This is a genomic window from Streptomyces sp. NPDC004542, from assembly GCF_040610035.1.
GTDB lineage: Bacteria > Actinomycetota > Actinomycetes > Streptomycetales > Streptomycetaceae > Streptomyces.
On the sequence record NZ_JBEXLP010000002.1, the window covers coordinates 13,635 to 38,939 of the forward strand.

Annotated in this window: 24 protein-coding genes; 12 read left to right on the forward strand and 12 right to left on the reverse strand. The window is 72.7% G+C overall.

All coding sequences use genetic code 11. From position 1 onward, the window contains the following. Nucleotides 1-111 precede the first annotated feature (111 nt). Nucleotides 112-3,078, forward strand: a complete 2,967-nt coding sequence (locus ABZX30_RS01575; protein WP_355927422.1) for a BTAD domain-containing putative transcriptional regulator — start codon at nt 112-114, stop codon at nt 3,076-3,078. A gap of 205 nt (nt 3,079-3,283) precedes the next feature. Then, nucleotides 3,284-3,475 carry a hypothetical protein gene (locus tag ABZX30_RS01580; RefSeq protein ID WP_355927424.1) on the forward strand — a complete coding sequence of 64 codons (192 nt, stop codon included), beginning with the start codon at nt 3,284-3,286 and terminating at the stop codon, nt 3,473-3,475. 350 nt (nt 3,476-3,825) lie between these two features. Here the strand turns inward: ABZX30_RS01580 and ABZX30_RS01585 are convergent, their stop codons facing one another. Further along, a complete protein-coding gene (locus ABZX30_RS01585) occupies nt 3,826-4,476 on the reverse strand; it encodes an ATP-binding protein (RefSeq protein WP_355927427.1) in 651 nt (216 codons plus the stop codon). Between the two features lie 120 nt (nt 4,477-4,596). Between ABZX30_RS01585 and ABZX30_RS01590 the strand changes: the two genes are divergently transcribed. From ABZX30_RS01590 to ABZX30_RS01600, 3 genes are all read left to right on the forward strand, one after another. Further along, a complete protein-coding gene (locus tag ABZX30_RS01590) occupies nt 4,597-5,502 on the forward strand; it encodes a helix-turn-helix transcriptional regulator (protein WP_355927428.1) in 906 nt (301 codons plus the stop codon). Then, on the forward strand, nt 5,429-5,632 hold the full coding sequence (locus ABZX30_RS01595; protein WP_355927430.1) for a DUF397 domain-containing protein: 204 nt from the start codon (nt 5,429-5,431) through the stop codon (nt 5,630-5,632). The genes ABZX30_RS01590 and ABZX30_RS01595 overlap by 74 nt, the downstream gene beginning before the upstream one ends. Nucleotides 5,633-5,852: 220 nt before the next feature. Beyond that, the gene (locus tag ABZX30_RS01600) at nt 5,853-6,641 is read left to right on the forward strand and encodes a hypothetical protein (protein ID WP_355927433.1); all 789 of its coding nucleotides are present in this window, start codon (nt 5,853-5,855) and stop codon (nt 6,639-6,641) included. Nucleotides 6,642-7,058: 417 nt separating this feature from the next. Here ABZX30_RS01600 and ABZX30_RS01605 read toward each other — a convergent pair whose 3' ends face one another. Together ABZX30_RS01605 and ABZX30_RS01610 are read right to left on the reverse strand one after the other, a co-directional pair. Beyond that, on the reverse strand, nt 7,059-7,625 hold the full coding sequence (locus ABZX30_RS01605) for a cysteine hydrolase (RefSeq protein WP_355927435.1): 567 nt from the start codon (nt 7,623-7,625) through the stop codon (nt 7,059-7,061). A 936-nt stretch (nt 7,626-8,561) separates the two neighbouring features. Continuing rightward, the gene (locus ABZX30_RS01610; RefSeq protein WP_355927437.1) at nt 8,562-10,268 is read right to left on the reverse strand and encodes a fatty acid--CoA ligase family protein; all 1,707 of its coding nucleotides are present in this window, start codon (nt 10,266-10,268) and stop codon (nt 8,562-8,564) included. Nucleotides 10,269-10,352: 84 nt separating this feature from the next. Between ABZX30_RS01610 and ABZX30_RS01615 the strand changes: the two genes are divergently transcribed. From ABZX30_RS01615 to ABZX30_RS01625, 3 genes are read left to right on the forward strand one after another with little or no spacing between them, the layout of a single operon-like run. Beyond that, on the forward strand, nt 10,353-11,507 hold the full coding sequence (locus ABZX30_RS01615; RefSeq protein ID WP_355927440.1) for a lipid-transfer protein: 1,155 nt from the start codon (nt 10,353-10,355) through the stop codon (nt 11,505-11,507). A 7-nt stretch (nt 11,508-11,514) separates the two neighbouring features. Continuing rightward, nucleotides 11,515-11,922, forward strand: a complete 408-nt coding sequence (locus ABZX30_RS01620) for an OB-fold domain-containing protein (RefSeq protein WP_355927442.1) — start codon at nt 11,515-11,517, stop codon at nt 11,920-11,922. Beyond that, nucleotides 11,919-12,710, forward strand: a complete 792-nt coding sequence (locus ABZX30_RS01625; RefSeq protein WP_355927445.1) for an enoyl-CoA hydratase/isomerase family protein — start codon at nt 11,919-11,921, stop codon at nt 12,708-12,710. The genes ABZX30_RS01620 and ABZX30_RS01625 overlap by 4 nt, the downstream gene beginning before the upstream one ends. 205 nt (nt 12,711-12,915) lie before the next feature. Here the strand turns inward: ABZX30_RS01625 and ABZX30_RS01630 are convergent, their stop codons facing one another. Further along, nucleotides 12,916-15,264, reverse strand: coding sequence for a serine/threonine-protein kinase (locus ABZX30_RS01630; RefSeq protein ID WP_355927447.1), 2,349 nt, complete (start codon nt 15,262-15,264; stop codon nt 12,916-12,918). 179 nt (nt 15,265-15,443) lie between these two features. Beyond that, complete coding sequence (locus tag ABZX30_RS01635; RefSeq protein ID WP_355927449.1) at nt 15,444-16,166, reverse strand: VOC family protein; 723 nt, start codon at nt 16,164-16,166, stop codon at nt 15,444-15,446. 122 nt (nt 16,167-16,288) lie between these two features. On the opposite strand from ABZX30_RS01635, the gene ABZX30_RS01640 reads away from it, so the two are divergent. Further along, entirely contained in the window at nt 16,289-16,936 is a 648-nt protein-coding gene (locus tag ABZX30_RS01640; RefSeq protein WP_355927451.1) for a TetR family transcriptional regulator, read from the forward strand. Nucleotides 16,937-17,122: 186 nt separating this feature from the next. Here the strand turns inward: ABZX30_RS01640 and ABZX30_RS01645 are convergent, their stop codons facing one another. Next, a complete protein-coding gene (locus ABZX30_RS01645; RefSeq protein WP_355927453.1) occupies nt 17,123-17,608 on the reverse strand; it encodes a nitroreductase/quinone reductase family protein in 486 nt (161 codons plus the stop codon). Continuing rightward, on the reverse strand, nt 17,605-18,792 hold the full coding sequence (locus ABZX30_RS01650) for an acyl-CoA dehydrogenase family protein (protein WP_355927454.1): 1,188 nt from the start codon (nt 18,790-18,792) through the stop codon (nt 17,605-17,607). The genes ABZX30_RS01645 and ABZX30_RS01650 overlap by 4 nt, the downstream gene beginning before the upstream one ends. A gap of 149 nt (nt 18,793-18,941) precedes the next feature. Here ABZX30_RS01650 and ABZX30_RS01655 point away from each other — a divergent pair, with 149 nt between their 5' ends. After that, nucleotides 18,942-20,114, forward strand: a complete 1,173-nt coding sequence (locus ABZX30_RS01655; protein WP_355927456.1) for an acetyl-CoA acetyltransferase — start codon at nt 18,942-18,944, stop codon at nt 20,112-20,114. Nucleotides 20,115-20,159: 45 nt separating this feature from the next. Next, complete coding sequence (locus tag ABZX30_RS01660; protein WP_355927459.1) at nt 20,160-20,828, forward strand: pyridoxal 5'-phosphate synthase; 669 nt, start codon at nt 20,160-20,162, stop codon at nt 20,826-20,828. A gap of 57 nt (nt 20,829-20,885) precedes the next feature. On the opposite strand, the gene ABZX30_RS01665 is transcribed toward ABZX30_RS01660, so the two are convergent. From ABZX30_RS01665 to ABZX30_RS01680, 4 genes are all read right to left on the reverse strand, one after another. Beyond that, nucleotides 20,886-21,779 carry a GNAT family N-acetyltransferase gene (locus ABZX30_RS01665; RefSeq protein ID WP_355927462.1) on the reverse strand — a complete coding sequence of 298 codons (894 nt, stop codon included), beginning with the start codon at nt 21,777-21,779 and terminating at the stop codon, nt 20,886-20,888. Between the two features lie 66 nt (nt 21,780-21,845). Next, nucleotides 21,846-22,448 (reverse strand): GNAT family protein, encoded by a 603-nt coding sequence (locus ABZX30_RS01670; RefSeq protein ID WP_355927464.1) that lies wholly within the window; start codon nt 22,446-22,448, stop codon nt 21,846-21,848. Between the two features lie 27 nt (nt 22,449-22,475). Continuing rightward, nucleotides 22,476-22,886 carry a Zn-ribbon domain-containing OB-fold protein gene (locus tag ABZX30_RS01675; protein WP_355927466.1) on the reverse strand — a complete coding sequence of 137 codons (411 nt, stop codon included), beginning with the start codon at nt 22,884-22,886 and terminating at the stop codon, nt 22,476-22,478. Next, a complete protein-coding gene (locus ABZX30_RS01680) occupies nt 22,886-23,335 on the reverse strand; it encodes a DoxX family protein (RefSeq protein ID WP_355927469.1) in 450 nt (149 codons plus the stop codon). The genes ABZX30_RS01675 and ABZX30_RS01680 overlap by 1 nt, the downstream gene beginning before the upstream one ends. A gap of 221 nt (nt 23,336-23,556) precedes the next feature. Here ABZX30_RS01680 and ABZX30_RS01685 point away from each other — a divergent pair, with 221 nt between their 5' ends. Next, the gene (locus ABZX30_RS01685) at nt 23,557-24,759 is read left to right on the forward strand and encodes an NAD(P)/FAD-dependent oxidoreductase (protein ID WP_355927472.1); all 1,203 of its coding nucleotides are present in this window, start codon (nt 23,557-23,559) and stop codon (nt 24,757-24,759) included. A 4-nt stretch (nt 24,760-24,763) separates the two neighbouring features. Here the strand turns inward: ABZX30_RS01685 and ABZX30_RS01690 are convergent, their stop codons facing one another. Then, nucleotides 24,764-25,147, reverse strand: coding sequence for a signal peptidase I (locus ABZX30_RS01690; protein ID WP_355927475.1), 384 nt, complete (start codon nt 25,145-25,147; stop codon nt 24,764-24,766). Nucleotides 25,148-25,305: the final 158 nt, after the last annotated feature.

Genomic DNA, 25,305 nt, shown 5'->3' on the forward strand with positions numbered 1-25,305 from the left:
GTTGTGGACTCCCGTGAGTCGGCCTGTGATCGGCGTCTCGCACGGCTGACGCATCCGCCCCGAACAAGGCAAACTGACGGGGTTGTTCGGGATGCCTAGGGGGACGAACGCATGGACGGTGTACCGCGAGTACCGGAGCAGCGGCGCCCCGGCTCCTCCGGGGAGCCGCCGGCGTTGCGCTTCAGCGTGCTCGGTCCGGTGCGCGCCTGGCGCGGCGACGAACCGCTCAGCACCGGCTCCCCCCAGCAGCGCGCCCTGCTCGCCGCCCTGCTGCTGCGCGAGGGCCGCACGGCGACCGCCGCGGAACTGATCGACGCGCTGTGGGGCGCCGAGCCGCCCTCGCAGGCCCTCGCGGCGGTCCGCACGTACGCCTCACGGCTGCGGAAGGTGCTGGACCCCGGGGTCCTGGTGAGCGAGTCCGGCGGCTACGCGGTGCGTTCGCCCGGCGAGGGCGCGCTGGACCTCGCGGCCGCCCAGGAACTGGCGGCACAGGCGGAGAAGGCCCGGAACTCCGGGGACCTGAGCCAGGCCCGGGACGTACTGAACCAGGTGCTGGCGCTGTGGGACGGGGAACCGCTGGCGGGGGTACCGGGCCCGTACGCGGACACGCAGCGGGTCCGCCTGGAGGAGTGGCGCCTCCAACTCCTCGAGACCCGCCTGGACATGGACCTGGAACAGGGCTGCCACGCGGAGGCGGTGTCCGAGCTGACGGCCCTCACCGCCGCCCATCCCCTCCGCGAGCGGCTGCGCGAACTGCTGATGCTGGCGCTGTACCGCAGCGGCCGGCAGGCGGAGGCACTGGCGGTCTACGCGGACACGCGGCGCCTGCTGGCGGAGGAACTGGGCGTGGACCCGCGGCCGGGCCTGAAGGAACTCCAGCAGAAGATCCTCAAGGCGGACCCGGCACTCGCCGAGCCCTCGGCACCGGTGGCGGAACCGGCGGTGGTACCGGTACGGCCGGCCCAGCTCCCGGCGACCGTGCCGGACTTCACCGGGCGGACGTCCTTCGTGACCGAACTGAGCGAGGTACTGGCGTCGGCGTCCGAGGCCGAGGGCGGCGGCCGGGTGATGGCGGTGTCGGCGCTGGCGGGGATCGGCGGCGTGGGCAAGACGACGCTCGCCGTGCACGTGGCCCACCAGGCGCGCTCCGCCTTCCCCGACGGCCAGTTGTACGTCGACCTCCAGGGCGCGGGCCCGAGGTCCGCGGAGCCGGAGACGGTACTCGGTTCGTTCCTGCGGGCACTCGGCACGGCGGACTCCGCCATCCCCGACTCCCTGGAGGAGCGGGCGGCACTGTACCGCTCGGTCCTGGACGGCCGCCGGGTGCTGGTGCTCCTGGACAACGCCCGCGACGCGGCCCAGGTACGGCCGCTGCTGCCCGGCACCGAGGGGTGCGCGGCGCTGGTGACGTCCCGGGTCCGGATGGTGGGCCTGGCCGGCGCGCACCTCGTCGACCTGGACGTGATGTCCCCCGACGAGGCCCTCGCCCTGTTCACGAAGATCGTGGGCGAGGAACGGGTGGCCTCGGAACGCGAGGCCGCGCTGGACGTGGTGGCGGCGTGCGGCTTCCTCCCGCTGGCGATCCGCATCGCGGCCTCCCGCCTCGCGGCCCGGCGCACCTGGACGGTGTCCGTACTCGCGGCCAAGCTCGCCGACGAACGCCGCCGCCTGGACGAACTCCAGGCCGGGGACCTCGCGGTCAAGGCCACCTTCGAACTCGGCTACGGCCAGCTGGAACCGGCCCAGGCCAGGGCCTTCCGGCTGCTGGGGCTGGCGGACGGACCGGACATCTCCCTGGCGGCCGCCGCCGCGGCACTGGACCTGCCCGAGGACGCGACCGAGGACCTGCTGGAGGCCCTGGTCGACACCTCGCTGCTGGAATCGGCGGCACCGGGACGTTACCGCTTCCACGACCTGGTCCGCCTCTACGCGCGTGCCTGCGCCGAACGCGACGAACAGCAACGGGGCGAACGGGACGCGGCGATGTCCCGCCTGCTGGACTTCTACCTGGCCACGGCGGCGGGGGTGTACGCGATCGAACGGCCGGGGGACCGCACGGTGGTGCACCTGGAGCCGACCAACTACCCGGGGCTCACCTTCCCCGGCCACAAGGAGGCCCTGGACTGGCTGTACACGGAGGCGGACTGCCTGCTGGCCTGCGTACGGCAGTCCGTTTCCCCGACGACTCTTCGCCGGGCCGTCGACCTGCTCCTCGCGTCGAAGGACCTCGCGGAGTCGGGAGCCAACGCGCACCAGTTCGGCACTGCGGCGACCGTCGTGCGTGATGCCGCGCAGACGGCGGGAGACGCGCAGGCCGAGGGTCGCGCCCGGACCACCCTTGCTCAGGTCCACCTCACGGCCGGCCGGTTCGACGAGGCGGAGGAAGAGGCCCAGCGCGCCGTGGAGCTGGCGGCGGACGCGCAGGATCCCTGGATCGACTGCAACGCCCCCAGCGAGCGGGGCATCGTGGCGGCCTACCGGAACAGGCACGGCGAGGCCGAGCTCTACCTCCAGCGGACCCTCGCCGCATACCGCACGGACGGCAATCTTCCGGGGGAAGCGAGCGCTCTGTGCAACCTCTCCCGTGTCCATCTGGCGATGGGGCGGGTCGAGAGCGCCGTGGAACTTGCGGAAGCTGGAGTCGACATCTACCGACACATGGGACTCACCGTCCGGGTCGCGAACGGAAGTTACGCACTCGGTCTGGCCCTCGCGCAATCCGGACGCCCGGAAGAGGCGCACAAGCAGCTCTCCGAGGCTCTGACCATCTTCCGGGACAGTCGGCAGCGGTTGTGGGAAGGCATGACGCTCTTCCGGCTGGCCGAGGTCCAACTGGCCTCGGGGCGGCCGGCAGTCGCCGCCGCCCAGGCGGAACAGTCTCTCACGGTGCTCCTGCACGTCGGAGGGGACTGGCGACGCGCCAACGTGCTCGCAATGCTGGGCAAGGCGCTCCACTCCCTGGGAGAGTCGGACCGGGCCCGGGCCTGTTGGAGCGACGCGCTGACCGTCTTCGAGCGGCTGGGTGCCTCAGAGGCGGATGACCTGCGGCGCCTGCTGACCCCGACGACGACCGGATAGGACCACCGGGGCGTTCATCATTCGTTTATCGTGCCGGAGCATGCTCTGAGCAGTCGATTCGTCGCGTCGGGGGGCAGGCGAATCGACCACGTGGCCGAGCGCCTCTGCGTGATCGGCTGTGGAAGGCCCGTCCGGAAGCCCTCGGGGGAGCGGCCGGGCGGGCCTCGCCGCCCCAGCACACCCATATCCCTATGGAGTTCAGACGATGAGCGACAGCACGAAGTCGGACAAGGTCACCACGCAGGAAAGCCACATCACCGACGGCAAGGCGACGACGGCCGAAGCGGACAAGATCACCACCCAGGAGAGCCACATCACCGGTGGCGAGACGGCCACGGCCGACGCCGACGAGGTCACCACCCTGGAGAGCCACATCACCATCGGCGACCCTCGCTAGGCCCGCTCGACGGGGGATGTTCGGCCGCGGCAGCCCGGAGGGGAGCTGCCGCGGCCGAGGTGTGCCCAACGACGAACACACGCCATTCCGTGACTGGAAGGATCCTCTTCCCTCGAAACAAGCGCTCTCGTGGCACTGGCGTCACAAGGTGTTTGGAAACACCTCTCTGTCCAGCCCGGCGACGGCGGAGGACCACGCTGGAGTGGCTCCACAGGAGAACCACGCTGGCTGATCCCACATACGACAGGCCGATGGGACCGGTTCTTACCGGTCCCATCGTCGTAGGACCCAAGGCTTCTGGAGTGGCGCGACGGCGTGAGCTTCCAGCACCGGAATTCCCCTGAGGGCCGTCACTGAGGCCGCTCGTGCCCCTGCGACTCGGCTTCCGCCACATTCAGCTCGCACCACACCGTCTTGCCCTTGCTCCGCTGCGCCACCCCCCACCGCAACGCCACCGCGTCGAGCAGAACGAGTCCTCGCCCCTCCTCATCGTCGTCCGCCGCCCGCGCGAGCACCGGCAGGGCTCGCGCGTCCGGGTCGGTGACCTCCACGCGCACGCGGCCACCGTCCATGCGAGCCACCCGTACGCGGACCGGAGTGCCCTCCCCCACATGCCGGACGACGTTGGTGACGAGCTCGGTGACGCAGAGCTGGACCTCGGCGCAGGGCACGCCCAGGTGGCGGCGTACCGTGCGACGCAGGCCCGCGAGTGCCTCGGGTACGGCCGGCAGGTCGAGGTCCAGCGCGGGCGGGCTCGGCACCCGGCCGTCGCCTCGCAGCACCGCCGCCAGCTTGTACGCGGTCACGGCATTGCAGTTGCCGAGCGCGACCAGCCCCGCGGGAGGCCGGTACTCCGCCGCGAAGCCCGGCAGGTCCACCCGAAGCGACGGCAGCGTGATGCCGTGGGCGGCGAGGGCGTCGCGCAGTTCCTCCACGCAGAGGGTCGTGTCGTAGACGCCGGAACGGGAAGTGGGGGTGGGGGTGGGGGGTTGTGGGGGCACGGTCACGCACACCTTCCTGTGCTCTCTGTGACGAATCAGTCACAGCGTGACGTCGATCCGCGTACCGTGGAAGGGATTTCGACTACGCAAGCGCAACTGGCAAAACGGCGGTGATGCTCCGTGCCCCCACGCAAGGACCCCGACGCGTCCGCGAACGTCCCCTCCTTCTACGGCGCCGAGTTGCGCTACCAACGCGAGCTGGCCGGCCTCACCCTCGAACAACTGGCGGAGGGAAGCTTCCGCGGCGTCCCGTTCCTGAGCCAGATCGAGCGCGGCGAGCGGCGCATGCCGCTGGACCTGGCCCGGCACGTCGACCAGGTGCTGAAGACCGACGGCTTTTTCGAGCGGCGTTGTGAAGACGCCCGCAGGGCACGGCAGTCGGGGCATGCCGAGTACTTCGCGGACGTGGCGGAGATGGAGCAGCACGCGGAGACGATCGAGGAGTGGGCGCCTATGTTGGTGCCGGGGTTGTTGCAGACGCAGGCATACGCGGAGGCCGTCGTTCACACTTCGCTGCCGTGGCTTCGGCCCGAGACGGTCGGCAAGCAGGTCCAGGCTCGTCTGAAGCGCGCGGAAATCTGGGGACGTGAAGAGCGTCCGGCGTTCTGGGCGGTGCTGCACGAGTCCCTGATCCGCAAACCTCTCCTCTGTCCGACGGAGATGGCGGTCCAACTGGAGCACATTGCACACGTGATCCGGTCTGCACAGGGGGTTTTGCAGATCCTCCCGGAAACGGCGCTCGCCCACCCCTTCATGATGGGCATGATGAAGGCCATGACCTTTCCGGACGCTCCGCCGGTGATCTACACCGAAGGGCTCCACAATGGCCAACTCATCGACTATCCAGCGCTCGTGAAGGACTACCGCAAGTCGTACGATCTGCTCAGGGCCGCAGCACTCGCACCAGAGGCGTCCCTGGCCATAGTCGAACAAGCTGCAGAGGACTACCGAGATGGCAAGCACCAGGATCGACCTGAGCACTGCCCTGTGGCGAAGGAGCAGCTACAGCAACGGCAGCGGCGGTGACTGCGTGGAGGTCGCCGCCCCCCACCCCGACGTGATCCCCGTCCGTGACTCGAAGAGGGCCGCGGACGGCCCCGTGTTGCTGTTCCGTCCGGCCACCTGGACCACTTTCCTCGGCTCCCTCAAGAGCTGACGACCCCACCGGGTTATCCACAGGCCAGGCGGCAGATCCGGGAATCTGCGATCTTGACCGGGTGGAACGGAGGGACTTACGGGCACTGTCGGAGAGGGGCATCCTCCTCGTCTCACGGGCCGTGGCGGCCGGGTGGCCCCGGCGGGACCTCACCCGTGCGCTACGGGCCGAGGGCTGGACGCGGCTCCGGTGCGGCGCCTGGTACGAGCCGGGGCGGAGCGTGGATCTCCGCACCCGGCTGCTGGCCGTGCAACTCCTCAAGCCCAGGCTGATCGTGAGCCACCGCTCAGCGGCGGCGATCTGGCGGATCGAGACCCTGGCCGGCGTCTCCGGCACGCCCCTGGAGTTCACGGACCCACAGCTCACCCTCCGCCGCGAAGGCAGCGGCGTGCGTGTACACCGGCTGCCACTCGGCACGCACGACGTATGGGAGCGCCAGGGACTGCGGCTCACTCCACCGACCCGCACGCTCGCCGACCTGCTCAGAGACGGCCCGAGGGACGAAGCGGTGGTCGCTGTGGACTCGGCTCTCTCCGAGCGGAGGGTCGGCGGCCTCCGCCGTCTCCCGCTCCTCAAGGCGGACGCGATCGCCGACGCCCTCGAGGCGACGTCGCCGACGTCGCCGACGTCGCGGGGTGCGGTCAGGGGCCGGGAGTGGCTGCGGTTGACGGATCCACTCGCCGGATCACCGGCCGAGACCGTAGCCCGACTGCGTATGCACGACGCCGGGCTTCACCCCGAGAGCCAGGCGGAGCTACGCACCGCGGAGGGCCGACGCCGGTACCTCGACTTCCTCTTCCGAAGGGAGGGGCTGGGGGTCGAGATCGAGGGGTACGCCTACCACGGCACCCGCGACGCCCACCGCAGGGACATGGCCCGCTTCAACCAGATCCTCCAGTGCCCGGAGGTCCGCAACCTCCTCCGCTTCGGCGCCGAGGAAGTCTTCCACCGGCCCGCTCACATGCTCCAGGAGATCCGGACGGCCCTGGGTGCACTGGCCGCCGGTTGAGAAGTGACCGTGGGGCCGCCCGCTTCTTTTGCAGTGTCGTGGTTCCGCGACCCGAGTAAAGGGCGCTCCCGTTCCGCTTCGCTCCACTCCCGCGTCGCCTTCGGCGATGGCCCTACGGGCCACCCTTGACTCGGCCCGCGGAACCACGGGGAAGAAGCGAGCGGGCAGCCCGGGGAATGGGGGCCCGGGTAGGTGTCCCTTGCGTGGGCTGGGCTGCGGGGCGGGGTCCGGGGGCGTGATCCCTTGGGCCGGCTGAGGTGTGGGCCGGGGCCGGGGGGCGCGGTCGCGCCTCGCCTGCACGCCGGGTGGGCTCAGCGGCGATCGGTGAGTGGGGGGAGGGAGGCAACTCCGGCCGACGGGGGCCACGCCGATGCCGTCCTGCCCCGCACGCGAGGGACCGGGCCGGACGGTCTGCCGCTATCGCGGTGCGATGACGCTGAGCCAGTCCTCGACGGTGAGGACGTCCGCCCACTGCGGGAACAGCTTCTCGGTGAGGATCTGGTGCACCTCGGGGTCGGTGTCGAGGCAGGCGTCCGCCAGGACGGTGAGGCCGAAGTCCAGGTCGATGGCGTGCCACAGCGTGGACAGCACCACGGCGCTGGTGGCGATGCCGGTGAGAACCAGGCTGTCGACATCGCGAGCCCTGAGTACCAAGTCGAGGTCGCTGCCCGAGAACGCGCTCCCCCGCCTCTTGGTCACCACGACGTCACTCCGCTGGGGCGCGACATCGGGATGGATCTCGGTGCCAGGGGCGCCCTCGGTGAACAGACCGGCCCGCACGACATTCGTCATCACCCTGTTGCGAGAACTGACTTCCGGATCACCCGGCCGCAACCCCATCACCACGTAGATCACGGGAATGCCGACAGCACGTGCACCGTCGATGGCCCTCCGCAAGCGCGGCAGATATCCAGAACCGTCGTGGTCGGCGATGGCCACGACGTCCCGTTGGACATCCATCACCAGAAGTGCACTCTTCGCCATGCTTGCCGTCCTCACTTTCCCTCGGAAGCCCGGAAGCCAGCACCAAGTCTGGTGGATCAACCGAGCTGGGGAGAGGGTTTCGGCCGCACAGCCGGAGTTGCGGGCATCATTGGCAGATCTGGGCAACACCCCACTCAGCGGCCTGCGGCCCAGCCGTCCACCCCGCGCCCATTTCTGCCAATCACCGAGCGGCTGTGACCCGTGAGGCCAGTGTGACGCTGGTGGTACGAATCCGTGGGAGGCGGCGGGCGGCAGCCCAGGACCTGTATCACTGCACTCCCGTGCGCCACTGCACTCCCGTGCGCCACTGCACTCCCGTGCGCCACTGCACTCCCGTGGGCCACTGCACTCCCGTGCGCCACTGCGCCACTGCGCCACTGCGCCACTGCGCCAGCCTGCACCACCTGTTCCACGTGCCGCGCTCCCCCACCCCCCGAACCCGCACCCGCACCCACTCTCCCCACCCACTCACCCCAGCCAGCCCCCACCCCCCACCCCCACACCCACCCACTCACCCCAGCCAGCCCCCACCCCCACCCCCACCCCCACCCACTCACCCCTCCCACCCCCACTCACCGCAAGTCGCCAAACCCACCCGGCGTGCAGGCGAGGCGCGACCGCGCCCCCGGCCTCGACCCCGCCCCACACCCAACCGGCCCAAGGGACCACGCCCCCTCAACCCCGCCCCGCAGCCCAGTCGGCCTCAGGGGCCACCCACCCGGGCCCCCATTCCCCGGGCTGCCCGCTCGCTTCTTCCCCGGGGTGGAGCGGGCCGGGTCAAGGGGCGGCCGTAGGCCGATCGGCGCCAGCCGACGCGGAGTGCAGCGCAGCGGAACGAAGCGCCCTTGACGCGGGCCGCTCCACCCCGACAATGCGAAAGAAGCGGGCGGCCCCACCTCAGCCTCTCAACCCCGCCCCCGGTCACCCCGCCCCCGGTCACCCCGCCCCCCGGTCACCCACCCGCAGTTCCCCCTTCACCACCTTGCCGCTCGCGTTGCGGGGGAGCGCGGCCACGAACTCGACCACCCTGGGCACCTTGTAGTTGGCCATCTCCCTCCGCGCCCAGGCGATCAGGTCGTCCGCGGTGACCACGGACCCCGGTCGCCGGACCACGTACGCCTTGCCCACCTCGCCGAGCCTCGCGTCCGGGATTCCGATGACCGCCACGTCCGCCACGTCCGGGTGGAGGCCGAGGAGTTGCTCTATTTCGGCCGGGTAGGCGTTGAAGCCGCCGACTATGTACATGTCCTTGATGCGGTCGGTGATCCGGAGGTTGCCGGCCTCGTCCAGGACGCCCACGTCGCCGGTGCGCAGCCAGCCGTCCTCCGTGATCGCCTCCGCCGTCGCCGGTTCGTCCTCGTAGTAGCCGCGCATGATGGTGAAGCCCCTGACCAGGACCTCGCCCGGGGTGCCGGCGGGGAGCGGGGCACCGTCCGCATCGGCCACCCTCACCTCCGTCCCGGGTATCGCTCGGCCCGAGGTGGACGCGATCACCGACGGTTCGTCGCCCCGGCGGCACATCGTCACGATGCCGCTGGCCTCGGAGAGTCCGTACGCGGTGAGGACCGTGCCCACGCCCAGCTCACCGCGCAGGCGTTCCACCAGGCGCAGCGGTACGACCGCCGCCCCGGTCACCACCAGCCGGAGCGCCGAGAGGTCGTGCGCGTCCCTCGCCGGGTGGTCGAGGAGTGACTGGTGGAGGGTGGGCGGGCCCGGGAGGACCGAGACCCGTTCCGCGGCTATGTTCGCCAGCGCCGTGTCCACGTTGAACACCGGCTGGGGGATCATCGTCGCGCCACGCGTCAGGCAGGCGATGACGCCCGCTTTGTAGCCGAAGGTGTGGAAGAAGGGGTTCACGATCAGGTAGCGGTCGGAGGAGCGCAGTCCCGCCAGGTGCGCCCAGATGTCGTACGCCCGCAGGGTCTGCGCGTGGGTGATCATCGCGCCCTTGGGGCGGCCCGTCGTGCCCGAGGTGAAGATGATGTCCGAGAGGCAGTCGCCGTCGACCTGGGCCGCCCGCCGGTGAACCTCCGCTTCCGCCAGCCCCTCCCCGCTCGCCAGGAAGTCCTTCCAGGTGCGGAAGTCCGGTGGGGCGTCGTCGGACAGGACCACCACCTGTTCCAGTTCCGGGAGCCCGGGCAAGGGGCCGGCACCCGGACCAGTACTCCCGCCCGCCTCCCCGCCCACCTCCCCGCCCGCCTCCCCGGCCGCCCGCCGCAGCGACGCCACGTACGACGTGCCCAGGAACGTTCCCGTCACGAAGAGGAGCCGGCTCCCGCTCCTGCCCAGCACATCCGCCGCCTCCGTCCCCTTGAAGCGGGTGTTCAGCGGTACGAGCACGGCGCCCGCCGAGACCGCGCCCAGTGCCGCGACGATCCACTCGAGGGAGTTGGGGGCCCAGATCGCCACCCGGTCGCCCACCGTCACGCCGTTCGCCATGCAGGCCGCCGCCGCCCGTTCCACCCGGGCGCCCAGCTCCGCGTACGTGATCCTCGTGCGGCCGTCCACCACCGCCTCCGTGTCCGCGTACCGCTCGGCCGACCACCGCACGAGCCGCGGGACGGTGTCCCAGTCGCTCCGATCACCCCGGCCACCCCGATCGCCCCGATCGCCCCGGTCGCCCCGGTCGTCCCCGTCACTCATAGCAGCCCCCTGCACCAATAGCTGACTGTCCGTCAGATTAGCGGTAACCTGACGGACTGTCAGCAGCAGAAGGGTGGGTGCACCATGCCAGGACCAGGGCTGAAGGACGCCACCGCCATCGTCGGCATCGGGCAGACCGCCTTCGCCAAGCGGCTCCCCGAGGACGAGAAGACCCTCGCCTGCCGTGCGGTCCTCGCCGCCCTCGACGACGCCGGGATCGCCCCCGGCGAGGTCGACGCCCTCGCCTCCTACACCATGGAGGAGACGGACGAGGTGGAGCTGGCGAAGGCCGTCGGGTTCGGTGATCTCACCTTCTTCAGCAAGGTGGGGTACGGGGGCGGCGGCTCCTGTGCGACCGTCGCGCATCTCGCCGCCGCGATAGCGAGCGGCCAGGCCACGGTCGGGGTCGCCTGGCGGTCGCGGAAGCGCGGGAGCGGGCCCCGGCCGTGGACCAACACCGCCGTTCAGCTGCCCACGCCCGCCCAGTGGACGCGGCCGTTCGGTCTGCTGCGGCCCGCCGACGAGATCGCCATGCTGGCGCGGCGGTACATGCACGAGTACGGCGCCACCCGGGACCACCTGTTCAATGTCGCCCTCGCCTGCCGGAACCGGGCGAACCAGAATCCGGCGGCCGTCATGTACGAGCGGCCGCTGACCCGCGAGATGTACATGACCGCCCGGTGGATCAGCGAGCCCCTCTGCCTCTTCGACAACTGCCTGGAGACGGACGGGGCGCTCGCCTGCGTGGTCGTCTCCAGGGAGCGCGCCCTGGACTGCCGGCAGCGGCCCGTGTACGTCCACTCCGCCGCCCAGGGCCTGCCCGCCCAGCACCACGGCATGGTCAACTACTGGAACGACGACCCGCTCACCGGGCCCGCCTGGACCGCCGCGCGACACCTGTGGAAGCAGGCGGACTTCACCACGGAGGACGTGGACGTCGCCCAGATATACGACGCGTTCACGGCCCTCGTACCGCTTTCCCTGGAGGGGTACGGCTTCTGCGGGCGGGGCGAGGGCGGGGCGTTCACGGAGGGCGGCGCGCTGGAGATCGGGGGGCGGCTGCCCGTCAACACGGGCGGGGGCGGGCTCTCCGAGGCCTATGTGCACGGCTTCAATCTGATCAACGAGGGCGTGAAGCAGTTGCGCGGGACCAGTACCGCGCAGGTGCCGGGCGCCGCCACGTGCCTCGTCACCGCCGGCGAAGGGGTTCCCACCTCCGCCCTTCTGCTGAGGAGTTGACCGTCCCGTGCTGCGTCCCGTCACCGACACCGACGGCGCTCCCTTCTGGCGGTACGCCGCCGAGGGCGAGCTGCGCGTCCAGGCCTGCGCCGAGTGCGGGGAGCCCCGCTTCCCGCCCCGCCCGTGCTGTCCGCACTGCCGGTCCTTCGCGTGCGAGTGGCGGCTCACCTCGGGACGCGGGCGCGTCTGGTCGTACGTCGTTCCGCATCCGCCGCTGCTGCCGGAGTACGCGGAGCAGGCGCCGTACAACGTGGTCGTGGTGGAGTTGGAGGACGCGCCGCGGGTGCGGCTGGTGGGGAACCTCGTCCGCCGTGCCGGGGCGCCGCTCGGCTCGTTCGATCCGCGGGAGGTGAGGATCGGCGCCCAGGTCCGGGTGGTGTTCGCGGACGGGCTGCCGCAGTGGGTGCCGGCGTGAGTTCCGCGGGGACGGAGACCGTGCGCCTCGATGTCGACGAGGGCACGGGCGTCGCCGTCGTCACCCTGGACCGGCCCGGGCGGCTCAACGCGATCGACCTGCGGATGGCGGAGGAACTGAGGGCGCTGTGGCGTCGGTTGCGGTTCGACGACCGGGTGCGTGCCGTCGTTCTGACCGGGGCGGGTGAGCGGGCGTTCTGCACCGGGATCGACCGGGACGTGGTGGTGCCGCAGCCGTCGTCGCCGTACATGCAGGACGATCCGCTGCTGACGGTCGGACCGAAGGCGAACGACCTGTGGAAGCCGGTCGTGGCCGCCGTGCGCGGGATGGCCTGCGGCGGGGCGTTCTATCTGCTGGGGGAGAGCGAGTTCGTCGTCGCCGACGCCACCGCCGTGTTCTTCGATCCGCACACCACGTACGGGATGGTCAGCGCGTACGAGTCCGTGCTGATGGCCCAGCGGATGCCGTACGGGGAGGTCGCGCGGATGGTGCTCCTGGGCAACGCCGAGCGGATCGGGGCCCGGCGGGCGCATGAGATCGGCCTGGTCTCGGAGGTCACGGAGGAGGGGCGGGCGGTGGAGGCCGCGCTGTGGTGTGCCCGTGTGATCGCCGGGGGTCCGGCCGAGGCCGTGCAGGGGACCGTGCGGGCGTTGTGGGCGGCGCGGGAGGCGGCGCGGGCGCCGGGGTTCGCGCAGGCGCCGCAGCTGATCGCGTTGGGGAACCTGCCGGGCGGGCGGCAGGCGGAGCTGTTCGCCCGCAGGGTCCGGGCGGAGCCGCGGATACGGTGAGTGACCGTCTGGCGGGGTGCGCGCACGGGGGGGGTAGCGTCTGCTGCGGGAGCGGTGACCGAGCGGGTGACCGGATCGGTGACCGTCCCTCCCCGGAGCGACGGCCGCCGTCCGCAGCCCCTTCCGTGCGACTACCGGCACGGTGGCCGTCTCCGGGAGCCGGTGCGGGTCACGTCGTCCGTCACGTCGTCCGTCACGTCGTCCGTCACGTCGTCCGTGCGGTACCGGTCCCCTTCTCCGCGTCGAGCGCGTACACGCACCGGTCCTTGCTGCACGCGTACACCACGCCGTCCTGGACCACCGGGGAGCCGGTGATCTCGCCGCCGGTGGCGAGTTTCCAGCGCAGGCGGCCGTCGTCGGCCTTGAGGGTGTACAGGAGGTGGTCGGTGGAGCCGAAGTGGATGCGACCCTCGGCGACGGCGGGCGCGCCCACCACGTCGCCGCCCGCCTGGAAGCGCCACTTGGGGGTGCCGGTGACGGCGTCCAGGGTGTACAGGCCCTTGCCGCTGCCGACGTGGACGTGGCCGGCGGCGACGAGGACGGGTTCGACGGAGGCGCGGGCCTCGGTGGCGATGCGCCAGCGGTCGCGGCCGTCGGTGGCGTCGAGGGCGTAGACGGTGCCGAGGTAGTCGGCGAGGTAGACGCCGCCGCCGGTGACCGCGGGGCCGGGGGCGAAGGTGGGCGGGCTGAGGAAGGCGGCGGGGGCCTCGAAGTGCCAGCGCACCATGCCGCCGGCCACGTCGATGGCGAGGACGCGGGTGCCGGCGGAGACGTACACGCAGCCGTCGGGGGCGTGGGTGAGCCGGACCGGTACGCCGCCGCAGGAGGCCGCGTCACCGATGGGGTACGACCAGCGTTCCTCGCCGGTGCGGGCGTCCAGGGCGCGCAGGCGGGCGTCCTGCCAGAGGTAGACGGTGCCGTCGTGCAGGGCGGGTCCGGCCTCGGGGGACTCGAAGTCGGTCTGGCAGCCGGTGAGCTCCCACAGCTTCTGGCCGGTGGAGGCCTCCCAGGCCTGGACGCCGCCGCCGCGGGTGCCGGTGACGACGGTGCCGCGGTCGGCCTTGAGGGAGTACACCCAGGCGTCGGTGGACAGCCGCCACAGGTCGGTGCCCTGGCGGCAGTCGAGGGCGAACAGGGTGGGCCCGTCGGAGGCGTGGATGCGGCCGTCGGCGACCGCCATGGACCAGGCGACGTCCCGGCTCTTGAAGCGGCGGCGGCCGGTGGCCACGTCCAGGGCGTGCACCTCGAAGGAGGTGACGTAGACGAGGTCGCCGTCGACGGCCGGGGTGCCCCAGACGTCGTTGGACATGCGGAAGCGCCAGGGCCGCCAGCCGGTGCCGGTCTCCGGGGGCGGGGCCGCGGGTACGGCGGGGTCGGCGCCGCCCATGCCGGGGCGCGGGCGGGACCAGCTGGCGACCAGGCCGGCCTCGGGCGGGGGTGCCTTGACGGCGGCGGCGCGGGCGTCGGAGACGCGCGGGCCGGGGCCGATGGGCACCTTGGCGCCGGCCAGCCGGACGGGGCCGGTGTCGGGGGTGCCCGTGGGAGCCGGCGCGGGGACGGGGCCGGGGGCCGGCACGGCGGGGTCGTACGAGGGCGGCGGGGGCAGCACGGGGCGGCCGGCGCTGCGGGCGCCGGTCGGGGACGGCCTGGCGGCCGGGCGGCCGCCCCGGCGGGACTCGATGAGGGCGACCGCCTTCTCGGGGAGCCAGGCGGAGGCGGTGCCGCTGTCGTCGGAGCCGGAGCCGAAGAGGTGGGGGGCGAGCTGGGCCTGGAGGTCGGCGGGGTTGGGGCGGGCCGTGGCGTCCATCTGCATGCAGGACTCGATCAGCGGGCGCAGCTCGTCCGGGAGGCCTTCGAGGTCGGGGCCCTCGCGCAGCAGCATGAAGACGGTCTCGACCGGGTTGGCGCCGTGGAAGGGCGGGTGTCCGGTGGCGGCGAAGACCAGCATGGAGCCGAGCGAGAAGACGTCGCTGGCGCCGGTGACGCTGCGGGAGTCCTTGGCCTGCTCGGGTGACATGTAGGCGGGGGTGCCGACGGCCACGTTGGTCATCGTCAAACGCGTGTTCGAAACACCGGACGCGATGCCGAAGTCGATGACCCGGGGGCCGTCCTCGACGACGAGCACGTTGGACGGCTTGAGGTCGCGGTGCACGAGCCCGGCGCCGTGGATGGACTGCAGCGCCTCCGCGACGCCCGCCGCGAGCCAGCGCACCGCCTGGGCCGGGAGCGGCCCGCAGTCGTTCACTATCTCCTCGAGGGAGGGCGCGGGGACGTAGGCGGTGGCCAGCCACGGCACGGCGGCACGCGGGTCGGCGTCGACGACGGCGGCCGTGTAGAAGCCGGAGACCGCCCGGGCCGCCTCCACCTCACGCGTGAAGCGGACGCGGAACAGCTGGTCCTCGGCGAGCTCCGTGCGGACCGTCTTGATCGCCACGCGCCGGCCGGACGCCGAGCGCGCGAGATAGACCAGCCCCATGCCGCCGGCCCCCAGCCGGCCCAGCACCTCGAACGGCCCGATCCGCCTCGGATCGTGCTGTGTCAGCTGATCCACCACTTGCCTGCCACCTCCCCGTACGAGCCACGTCACCCACATATGTACGCGACCCCGTGCAGCGTCTCACCACCGAACCGCCACGGCGGCACGCACCCCGATTCTTCCTGGCCCGGGTCGATGGTGCGAACCCGGTGACAAATCGGGGTGTCTCCCTATAAGGAGAGCAAAAACTTTCGATCTCAGCGGTGGAGCAGCGCGAAGGACGCCCCCTGATTGTCGGTGACGACGGCCACGGTTCCGTACGAGGCCTCGAAAGGCCCCGCCTGCACCCGGCCGCCGAGCCGCTGGACCGCCCCGAGGGCCTCCCCGAGGTCCTCCACCCGGAAGTGGACGAGGAAGTGCGGGGGCATCTCGGCGGGGAAGACGGCGGAGACGGGGGCGCGGCCGAAGTCGGGTTCGGCCTCGGTGCCGAACAGGGCGTCGTGGAAGAGGCCGCCGTAGAAGGCGTTGGCCGCCTCGGTGTCCCGGGCGTACAGCTCGGCCCAGACGAAGGTGCCGGGGGCGTGGCGCAGGACGAAGCCGGGGTGCTCGCCCGGCTGCCACAGGCCGAAGACGGCGCCCTCGCGGTCGGTGGCCAGCGCGGCCGTGCCCAGGTCGCCGACCGGTACCGGCGCCGTGACGATCTGCCCGCCGGCCACGAGGATCCGCCGGCACAGGGCCACGGCGTCCGGGGTGGCGAAGTACACCGTCCAGACGGTGGGCATGCGGCCGTCCGTCTTGGGCGTGAGGGCGGCGACGGGTTCGCCGTCCAGCCGCGCCCATACGGTGGTGCCGTACGCCTCCTCGAAGGCCCAGCCGAAGAGTTCCCCGTAGAACCGCTCCCCGGCCGCCACGTCGGGGAGCTGCGCGTCCACCCAGCAGGGGACGCCCTCTCCGTACACCGATGCCCTGTTTTCGGCCATGTCGCCAAAGTAACCGCGTCGCGCGCACCGCGCAGACCAGGGACACCACCCCTCTCACGCCCGTGCACCCCATTTGCAGTCGGCCGAATCGCGCTGGGATCCCCCCTCGGTAAGCTGACGACATGACAGGACAAGTGCGTACCGTCGACGGCCGCGTGGCCGGTCGGCGTGGGCAGGCGACCCGGCAGAAGCTGCTCGACTGCCTCAGCGAAATGCTCAGCTCTTCCCCGTACCGGGACGTCAAGGTCATCGATGTTGCCCGGAAGGCGGGCACTTCGCCCGCGACCTTCTACCAGTACTTCCCGGACGTCGAGGGTGCCGTCCTGGAGATCGCCGAGGAAATGGCCGCGGAGGGGGCCGGGTTGACCGATCTGGTCGCCGGGCGGAGCTGGGCCGGCAAGGCGGGCTGGCAGACCGCGCAGGAACTCGTCGAGGGATTCCTGGAGTTCTGGCGGAAGAACGATGCCATCCTCCGTGTCGTGGACCTCGGCGCCGCCGAAGGGGACAAACGGTTCTACAAGATCCGTATGAAGATTCTGAACTCGGTGAACAATTCACTGGCGGAATCCATCACGGAGTTGCAGTCCAAGGGCAGGGTCGACAAGGACGTGAACCCCGCGGCGGTCGCGGGTTCCCTGGTCGCGATGCTGGCCTCGGTGGCCGGGCACCAGAAGGGCTTCTCGTCCTGGGGTGTCAAGCAGGCCGAACTCAAGCCGAATCTGGCGCTGTTGGTGTACCTGGGCGTGACGGGCAGGAAGCCGACGAAATAGGCCGTTCAGCGGCACTCCTCTTTGGCACCCATTCTCCGGCACGAAGTCCTGTCTGGCAGGCGGTGGTTCACGCGAGTGGACCACCGCCTGTCGTGCTGTGCGGCCCGGCAAACGCCTACGCCGGCAGGGGCCGGTCCTTCAGCGGCTCGCATCGGCGCGTTCCCGCCGGCGGAGCGGCCGGCGCCGCTACCCGCGGCGCGTGAGCCGGAAGACCCGGATCTCCCGTTCCACCCGTGCCTGGTACGTCGCGTACGGCGGCCAGAACTCCAGCAGCGTCTTCCAGGCCGCCGCCCGCTCGTCCCCGGTCAGCAGGTGGGCCGTGACGGGGATGTCCTCGCCCTTCCAGCTGACGGAGGCGTCCGGGTGGGCGAGCAGGTTGGCGGTCCAGGCCGGGTGCTCGGTGCGCCCGAAGTTGGAGCCGATGAGCAGCCAGCTCCGGCCGTCCGCGCCCGCCTCCGGCATACAGGCGAGCGGTGTGCGGCGGGGCAGCCCGCTGCGGGCGCCGGTGGAGGTGAGGAGGACCCCCGGCAGCATCTGGGCGCTGAGCAGCACCCGGCCCCGGGTGAGCCGGTGGACGGCCCGGTCCAGGGCCGGTACCACGTGGGGGGCGAGCTTGGCGAAGCCCCGGGTGGACGACACCTTCTGCACCACGCGCACTCCGACGGCGGTCATCGCACCGTCACCTCCTCACGCTCGAAGAGCCGGGCCGCCTCTGCCGCCCGCGCCCGTAGCCGGTGCACCGGCCCGAAGAGCAGATCGTCTCCAGCCGCCCGCTTGAAGTACAGGTGCGCCTCGTGCTCCCAGGTGAAACCGATCCCGCCGTGCAGCTGGATCGCCTCCCCCGCCGCGCTCCGCAGCGCCTGAAGGGCCTGCGCCAGCGCGAGCCCGCCGGCCCGCTCCCCCTGAGCGGTCGCCCAGGCGGCGTAGTACGCGGCCGACCGGGCCGCCTGCACCTGTACGTGCACGTCCGCGAGACGGTGCTTGACCGCCTGGAAGGAGCCGATCGCCCGCCCGAACTGCTCGCGCTGCCCGACGTACTCCACGGTCCGCTCCAGCGCCCGGTCCGCGGCCCCGACGGCCTCGGCGGCGAGCACGGCGGCGACGGTGTCGCCGAGGGCGGCGAGGGCGGCGAGCACGTCGGCGTCCTCGTCCCCGAGCAGCTCGGCCGGCACGTCCCGCAGCTGGACCCGCCCCTGCGGCCGGGTGGCGTCGAGCGTGGTCCGCCGGGTCCGTACGACCCCTGCCGCGTCCCCTTCGACCAGGAAGAGGAGGGTCCGGGAGCGTGCGAAGCCGCCGGTGTGCGCGGCGACGACCAGCAGACCGGCCCCGTGCCCGTCCAGCACCTGGTCCACCTCCCCGTACAGTCGCCACCCGCCCCCGTCCCGCCGGGCCTGCACACCCCCGGCCCGGCCCCCGCCCGCCCACTGGCCGGCGTTGCCGCCGGTCAGGGCGAGGGCGGTGGCGAGGGCGGGGCCGGGGACGGCGAGGGCGGCGGTGAGCGCGCCGGAGGCGAGGCGGGGCAGCAGGCCGGCGCGCTGGGCGTCGGTGCCGAGGGCGAGGATCAGCGGGGCGGCGAGGACGGCGGTGGCGAGCAGGGGCGAGGGGGCGAGCGCCCGCCCCACCTCCTCGCAGGCGAGGACGAGGTCGGTGACGGGGCAGCCGACACCGCCGTACGCCTCGGGGAGGGCCAGGCCCGGCAGGCCGAGCCGGTCGGCGAGGGCGGTCCACAGGGCGGGGTCGTGCCCGGCCGGGCTGTCGACGGCGGCCCGTAGTTCCGCCGCCCCGCAGCGCTTGTGCAGCAGCTCGCGCAGGGTGCGGCGGATCGCGTCCTGCTCGGCGGTGAGGCGCGTGTCCATGGCTGATCCCTCCCGGCCACTATCTGACGGTCCGTCATGTTAGGGCGGAGCGGCACAGATGCCCAGGGGTACGCCGGACCGTACGCCGGCCTCGGCCCACAGGTGCGCGGCCTGCCGCGCGCCGGCCGATCTGATGTACCGTCAGATTCATGACGCGAGGGAGCCGGAAAGTCGCCGTGGTGGGTGCCGCCCTCTCCGACTGCGGCCGGGTGGCCGACGCGACCGCGTACACCCTGCACGCCCAGGCGGCCCGCCGGGCGCTTGCGGACGCGGGACTGGACCGGGCGCACGTGGACGGCTTCGCCTCGGCGGGGCTCGGCACACTGGCCCCGGTGGAGGTGGCGGAGTACCTGGGCCTGCGCCCCACCTGGGTGGACTCGACCTCCGTCGGCGGCTCCACCTGGGAGGTCATGGCGGGGCACGCGGCGGACGCGATAGCGGCGGGCCACGCGAACGCCGTCCTGCTGGTGTACGGCTCCACGGCACGCGCGGACATCAAGGCGGGCCGGCGGACCGGCGACCTGTCCTTCGGCGCCCGCGGCCCGCTCCAGTTCGAGGTCCCCTACGGCCACACGCTGATCGCCAAGTACGCGATGGCGGCCCGCCGCCACATGATCGAACACGGCACGACGATCGAGCAGTTGGCCCAGATCGCGGTGCAGGCCAGGGCGAACGCCTCGCTCAACCCCGAGGCGATGTTCCGCGACCCGGTCACCGTCGACGACGTCCTGTCCGGCCCCGTGATCGCCGACCCCTTCACCAAGCTGCACTGCTGTCTGCGCTCCGACGGCGGCGCGGCGGTGCTGCTGGCGGCCGAGGAGTACGCGCGGGACAGCCGCGCGGCCCCCGTCTGGATCCTCGGCACCGGCGAACACGTCTCGCACGCCACCATGTCCGAGTGGCCCGACTTCACCGTCTCCCCGGCCGCGGTCAGCGGCCGGCTCGCCTTCGAGCGGGCCGGCGTCCGCCCCGAGGAGATCGACTTCGCGGAGATCTACGACGCCTTCACCTACATGACCCTGGTGACCCTGGAGGACCTCGGCTTCTGCGGGAAGGGCGAGGGCGGCGCGTTCGTCGGGGAGGGACGGCTGCTGGTGCGGGGCGGGGAACTGCCGGTGAACACCGACGGGGGCGGCCTGTCGGCGCAACACCCGGGCATGCGCGGCCTGTTCCTGCTGGTGGAGGCGGTACGGCAGCTGCGGGGCGAGGCCGGGGAGCGGCAGGTGCGCCGCGCGGGAGGCGCGTTGCCGCGCCTGGCGGTGGCGTCCGGGACCGGGGGGTGGTTCTGCTCGTCGGGGACGGTGGTGCTGGGACGGGACTGAGGGCGGGGCCCGCCGGGGCGGGGGCGGAACCGGGATACTCGGCCCATGGCAGCAACCGATCTCCACGAGATTCTGAGGTCACTGCGGGTCTGGGACCCCGAGGTCACGGAGCTATCCGCGTTCGACCCGGCGACCGCGCCCCCCACCCCGCTCCCCCTGTTCACCGCCTGGTTCGCGGAGGCGGTGGCCGCCGGGCAGACCGAGCCGCACACCATGTCGCTGGCGACGGCGGACGAGGACGGCCGTCCGGACGTGCGGATCGTCGTGCTGCACGGCGCCGACGCCGACGGCTGGTCCTTCGCGTCCCACGCCACCAGCCGCAAGGGCCGGCAGCTCGCCGGCCGCCCGTACGCGGCGCTCGCCTTCTACTGGCCGGTGCTCGGCCGCCAGGTCCGGGTGCGGGGCCAGGTCACGGCGGCGCCCTCGCAGGAGAGCCAGGCCGATCTGCACGCCCGCTCGACGGGCGCGCTCGCGGCGGCCCTGACCGGCCGGCAGAGCCAGGTCCTGCCGTCGCTGGAGGAGCTGCGGTCCGCCTCGCAGGCGGCCTGGGCACAGGCCCGGGAGAACCCGACCGCACCGTCCCCGACGTGGACGCTGTACCGGCTGCGGCCGGAGGAGGTCGAGTTCTTCCAGGGTGATCCCGAACGGCGCCACGTGCGGCTCGCCTACCGGCACACGGCGTTCGGCTGGGAGCGGACCCTGCTGTGGCCCTGACCCGGCCCCTCTGCTGTGGCCCTGCCCCCGGCCCTGCTGTGGCCCTGACCCCGGCCCTCACCGCGGCCCCGCCCCCGGCCCCGGCTGCGGCCCCGACGCGAACCGGTACACCGCGAAGTCGGCCACCGGCCGGTAGCCGATGCGCAGGTAGAGCCCGTTGCTGGTCGGATTGGCGAGGTCGGTGAAGAGCAGCACCTCGGTCCCCGCGTCGCGCGCGACCCGGCTCACCTCGGCGGTCGCGGCGCCCGCGTAACCACGTCCACGCAAGGGGGCGGGGGTGTAGACGGGCGCCACCCGGACCTGCCCGGCGACCTCGGGGGTCACCCCGGCCATGGCGACGGGGGTGCCGTCGGGGGTCTCCCAGAGGGTGACGCCGCCGTGGGCGATGCGGGCGTCGGCCCAGGCACCGGGCTCCTGCGACCGGGACTGGCCGACGGCGTCGGCGAACTCCTCGTACCAGCGCGCCAGCAGCTCCCGGTCCGCCGTCCCGGCGACCCGCGCCCGCCCGTCGGGCACGGGCTCCGGCACCACCAGGTCGCCGAGGCGGTACAGCCGCTGGCGCTGCTCCAGTGCGCCTCGGTCCCCCGTCCGCCGCTCCCAGGCCGCCGTGAACGCGGCCGCGGTCTCCCGCTCGGCCGACACACCGGGCACGGCGTGACCGAGGGCGAGCAGCCGGGCGGCGAGGGCGTCGGCCTCCCCGGCGGTCACCGCGGTGATGTTCAGCGGGTGCGGAGGCGTCCGGAACAGGGCCGCGCGTACCGGGCCGCCTGGTTCCGCCAGCCATCCGAACGCGGGGGCCTCGTCGCCGTAGAGGCGCGGGCCGCGCCTGCGCAGCGCGTCGGTCACGGTCAGCGCCACGGTGTGCGGCGCGGGCCGGGCGCGCAGGAAGTCACCGGCGCGGGAGAGGAAGTAGTCGAGGTCTTCGGTGAGGTGCCAGTCGTCGGGGCGCATGCCCCATGTTCCCGTCCCGCCCCCGTGCCCCGCCTCCCGTTTATCCCACGGCCGGCCCCGGGTCCGTCATCCCAGGGCCGGCTCCGGGTCCGTGGCGATCCGCGCGTGCAGGTGCACGTCCCGGAACGCGTCCTGCCGCCCGGCCCCGAACATCGCCCCGCGCAGGGTCCCCTCGTACCGGAACCCGCACTTCTCCGCGATCCGGCACGACGCGTCGTGGCCGATGGCGTGCCCCAGTTCCAGCCGGTGCAGGCCGAGTTCGGTGAACGCCCAGCGGCTCGCGAGGGCCAGCGCCCGCGCGGCGGCCTGCTGCCCCCGGGCCTCCGGGAGGACCCAGTAGCCGACGCGGGCGACGCGTATGACCCGGTCGATGGCGTTCAGCCCGATGTGGCCGAGGGTGGCGCCGGTGTCCGCGTCGGTGATGCGGAAGGGCGCGCAGTCACCGCCGGCGGCCCTCGCCAGCTGCGCGCGCAGGGAGTCCCGGGCGCCGTCGAGGTCGGTGACCGGCTTGAGCGGGGTGTTCCAGCGCCGGAACTCCGGATCCCCCAGGCCGCGCAGCCAGGCTGCCGCGTCGGCGTCGGACTCCGCGTCCCAGCGGCTCAGGCGCAGGCCGTGACCGTGCGGCTCGGGGGCGGGGTGGGCGGTGGACTGCTCGTTCATAGAGGCCATGACAAACATGCAACCGCGTGCGCCCGCTCACCCGGCCGCCGGCCGGAAGACCGGCACTCCCGCCCGGAACGCCACGTCGACGGGCATGCCCGGGCGCAGTTCCCCGGCCGGGCAGTCCACCACCTCGGTCATCATCCGGGGCCCCTCCGCGAGTGCGACGACGGCGGCGACGTAGGGGGTGCGGTCGCCGAACGGGGGCAGGTCGTTGCGGTGGACGACGGACCAGGTGTAGAGGGTGGCGCGGCCGGTCGCCCGCTGCCAGGTGACGTCGTCGCTCCAGCAGTGGGGGCAGAACTCGCGCGGGTAGTGGTGTGCCCGGCCGCAGGCGCCGCAGCGGCGCAGGAGGAGCCGGCCCTCGGCCGCCGCGTCCCAGTAGGCGCGGGTGAAGGCGTCGGGTTCGGGGAGGTCGAACCGTACCGCTCCGGCCGGAACGCCCATCAGAACCATCCCAGGGCGTGGTCGACGGACCACACCTGCCAGGACATCCCGAACAGCGCGACCAGCGAGATCAGCGCCATCATCGAGTTCTGCCCCTGCTCGGCCCAGTCGTGGATCATGAGGGTGAGGTAGAGGAGGTTCAGGAGCAGGCCGCCGGCCAGGGCGGCGGGCGTGAGGAAGCCGGCCACCAGCCCCAGGCCGAGGGCGAGTTCCGCGTACACCACGACGTACGCCATCGCCCGGGGCCGCGGCTCCACCACGACGCGGAAGCCGGAGCGGACCGCGTTCCAGCGGTGCTTCGCCGCGACGTCCGCCGCCCAGGCGATGCCGGTGCCGCGTTCGAACCAGCCCTTCCTGTCCTTGTGCCGCCAGCTCTCCAGCCACCACAGGCCGAGCCCGATGCGGAGCACGGCCAGCCACTCGGGACCGCTCAGCCAGATCGCGTCCATGACATCTGACGGTACGTCAGATGTGCCGGAAAGCCGAGGGCCGGGCCGGGAAATCCTGTGCGCCTTCTCCGCGTCGCGGTTTCTCCGCGTCGCGCCTTCTCCGCGTCACGGACTCTTTCCGCACCGGTCCTGCCCACACCCCCCACAGCCGTGACCAATCCGCAACCAATTCCGGTCTTGACCGATACCCATCAACCCAGTGCGTGATTACGCTCGCGCTCATGGCCGACTCTCCCCCCTCCGTGTCCCCCTCCGACCGCCCCGTCTACGTCATCGGCGCCGGTCCCGGCGGCCTGGCCGCCGCGTACGCGCTGCGCGCCCGGGGGATACGCGCGGTCGTGCTGGAGAAGTCCGACCGGGTCGGGGCGTCCTGGCGGCGCCACTACGACCGGCTGCACCTGCACACCACCCGCCGCCTCTCCGCGCTGCCCGGACTGCCGATGCCGCGCCGGTTCGGGCGGTGGGTGTCCCGGGACAACGTGGTGCGCTACCTGGAGAAGTACGCCGAGCACCACGGCCTGGAGATCGTCACCGGCGTCGAGGTCTCCCGGATCGAGCGGCAGGCCGACGGCACGGGCTGGCTGCTGCACGCCTCCGGCGGGCGGCAGCTCACCGGCGGCGCGGTCGTCGTGGCCACCGGGTACAACCACACCCCCCGCGTGCCCGACTGGCCGGGCCTGGAGGGCTACGGCGGCGAGTTCCGGCACGCCGGCGAGTACCGCAACGCCGAGCCGTACGCCGGGCGGGACGTGCTGGTCGTCGGGGTCGGCAACACCGGCGCCGAGATCGCGGTGGACCTGGTGGAGGGCGGCGCCTCCCGGGTGCGGCTCGCGGTGCGGACCGCGCCGCACATCGTGCGCCGGTCGACCGCCGGGTGGGCGGCGCAGTACACGGGCGTGCTGGTACGGCGGCTGCCGGTCGCCCTCGTCGACCGGCTGGCCGGGCCGATGGCCAGGCTGAGCGTGCCGGACCTGTCCGCCCACGGCCTGCCCCGCCCGGACACCGGCCTGTACAGCAGGGTCCGCCAGGGGTCGATCCCGGTGCAGGACGTCGGGCTCATCGACGCCGTGCGCACCGGGAAGGTGGAGGTCGTGGCGGCCGTCGAGGGGTTCGAGGACGGCAAGGTCGTCCTCGCCGACGGTACGCGGCTGTCGCCGGACGCGGTGATCGCCGCGACCGGGTACGTCCGCGCCCTGGAGGGCCTGGTCGGTCACCTCGACGTGCTCGACGCCCGCGGCAGGCCGGTCGTGCACGGGCCCCGCGCCCCGAAGAACGCCCCCGGCCTGCACTTCACCGGTTTCACCAACCCCATCAGCGGCATGTTCCGCGAGCTGGCCATCGACGCGGAGCGGATCGCGAAGGCGGTGGCGAAGCGGGGCGCGGGCCGGCTGTCGAGGCTGCCCGGCGGTGACAGAACCGCCTAGGAGCCTAGGCGAGCGCGGAAGGCTCCCGTGTCACCGCGTAACCGGGCACGGACGGCCAGCGGACCGTCATCACCACCGAGTCCTCCTCGGCGAACCAGGAGTGGTCGACCCCGCGACCCCACACGACGTAGTCGCCCTGCTCTTGCAGGACGACGCTGCGACCGGGGAGTTCGACGCGGAAGCGACCGCTGACGAGCACGAGGAGGGCCGTTCGCTCCTCCCCCCGCACCCACGCCGCTCTCTCGTCGCCGCGCGGGTGGACACCCCACTTGACCTCCACGGCCTCGCTGTGCCGGGGATCGCCGACGTCCTTGAAGTGGCCCAGGAGCCACCCTCGGTCCAGCGCCGCGTCCTTGCCCGCGTTGCCCACGTACACACCGTCGCTCACCGCCTGGACGCTACCAGCCGCCCGGGCCATCCTGGAGCGTGTGACCCGCTCGGCCGCTCGCCGGGGCCCCGGCTCGCCCGTCCACGGCATCTTTGCCCGCATGAGCCATTCCTGACATTGCGTCAGTTCAGTAATCTGACAGAGCGTCAGTTATGGAA

What these genes read in the sequence shown, in the direction of transcription:
- ABZX30_RS01575 (WP_355927422.1), top strand. Translation starts at nt 112, where the DNA reads ATGGACGGTGTACCGCGAGTACCGGAGCAGCGGCGCCCCGGCTCCTCC.
- ABZX30_RS01580 (WP_355927424.1), top strand. Translation starts at nt 3,284, where the DNA reads ATGAGCGACAGCACGAAGTCGGACAAGGTCACCACGCAGGAAAGCCAC.
- ABZX30_RS01595 (WP_355927430.1), top strand. Translation starts at nt 5,429, where the DNA reads ATGGCAAGCACCAGGATCGACCTGAGCACTGCCCTGTGGCGAAGGAGC.
- ABZX30_RS01605 (WP_355927435.1), bottom strand. Translation starts at nt 7,625, where the DNA reads ATGGCGAAGAGTGCACTTCTGGTGATGGATGTCCAACGGGACGTCGTG.
- ABZX30_RS01610 (WP_355927437.1), bottom strand. Translation starts at nt 10,268, where the DNA reads ATGAGTGACGGGGACGACCGGGGCGACCGGGGCGATCGGGGCGATCGG.
- ABZX30_RS01615 (WP_355927440.1), top strand. Translation starts at nt 10,353, where the DNA reads ATGCCAGGACCAGGGCTGAAGGACGCCACCGCCATCGTCGGCATCGGG.
- ABZX30_RS01635 (WP_355927449.1), bottom strand. Translation starts at nt 16,166, where the DNA reads ATGGCCGAAAACAGGGCATCGGTGTACGGAGAGGGCGTCCCCTGCTGG.
- ABZX30_RS01640 (WP_355927451.1), top strand. Translation starts at nt 16,289, where the DNA reads ATGACAGGACAAGTGCGTACCGTCGACGGCCGCGTGGCCGGTCGGCGT.
- ABZX30_RS01645 (WP_355927453.1), bottom strand. Translation starts at nt 17,608, where the DNA reads ATGACCGCCGTCGGAGTGCGCGTGGTGCAGAAGGTGTCGTCCACCCGG.
- ABZX30_RS01650 (WP_355927454.1), bottom strand. Translation starts at nt 18,792, where the DNA reads ATGGACACGCGCCTCACCGCCGAGCAGGACGCGATCCGCCGCACCCTG.
- ABZX30_RS01655 (WP_355927456.1), top strand. Translation starts at nt 18,942, where the DNA reads ATGACGCGAGGGAGCCGGAAAGTCGCCGTGGTGGGTGCCGCCCTCTCC.
- ABZX30_RS01660 (WP_355927459.1), top strand. Translation starts at nt 20,160, where the DNA reads ATGGCAGCAACCGATCTCCACGAGATTCTGAGGTCACTGCGGGTCTGG.
- ABZX30_RS01665 (WP_355927462.1), bottom strand. Translation starts at nt 21,779, where the DNA reads ATGCGCCCCGACGACTGGCACCTCACCGAAGACCTCGACTACTTCCTC.
- ABZX30_RS01670 (WP_355927464.1), bottom strand. Translation starts at nt 22,448, where the DNA reads ATGGCCTCTATGAACGAGCAGTCCACCGCCCACCCCGCCCCCGAGCCG.
- ABZX30_RS01675 (WP_355927466.1), bottom strand. Translation starts at nt 22,886, where the DNA reads ATGGGCGTTCCGGCCGGAGCGGTACGGTTCGACCTCCCCGAACCCGAC.
- ABZX30_RS01680 (WP_355927469.1), bottom strand. Translation starts at nt 23,335, where the DNA reads ATGGACGCGATCTGGCTGAGCGGTCCCGAGTGGCTGGCCGTGCTCCGC.
- ABZX30_RS01685 (WP_355927472.1), top strand. Translation starts at nt 23,557, where the DNA reads ATGGCCGACTCTCCCCCCTCCGTGTCCCCCTCCGACCGCCCCGTCTAC.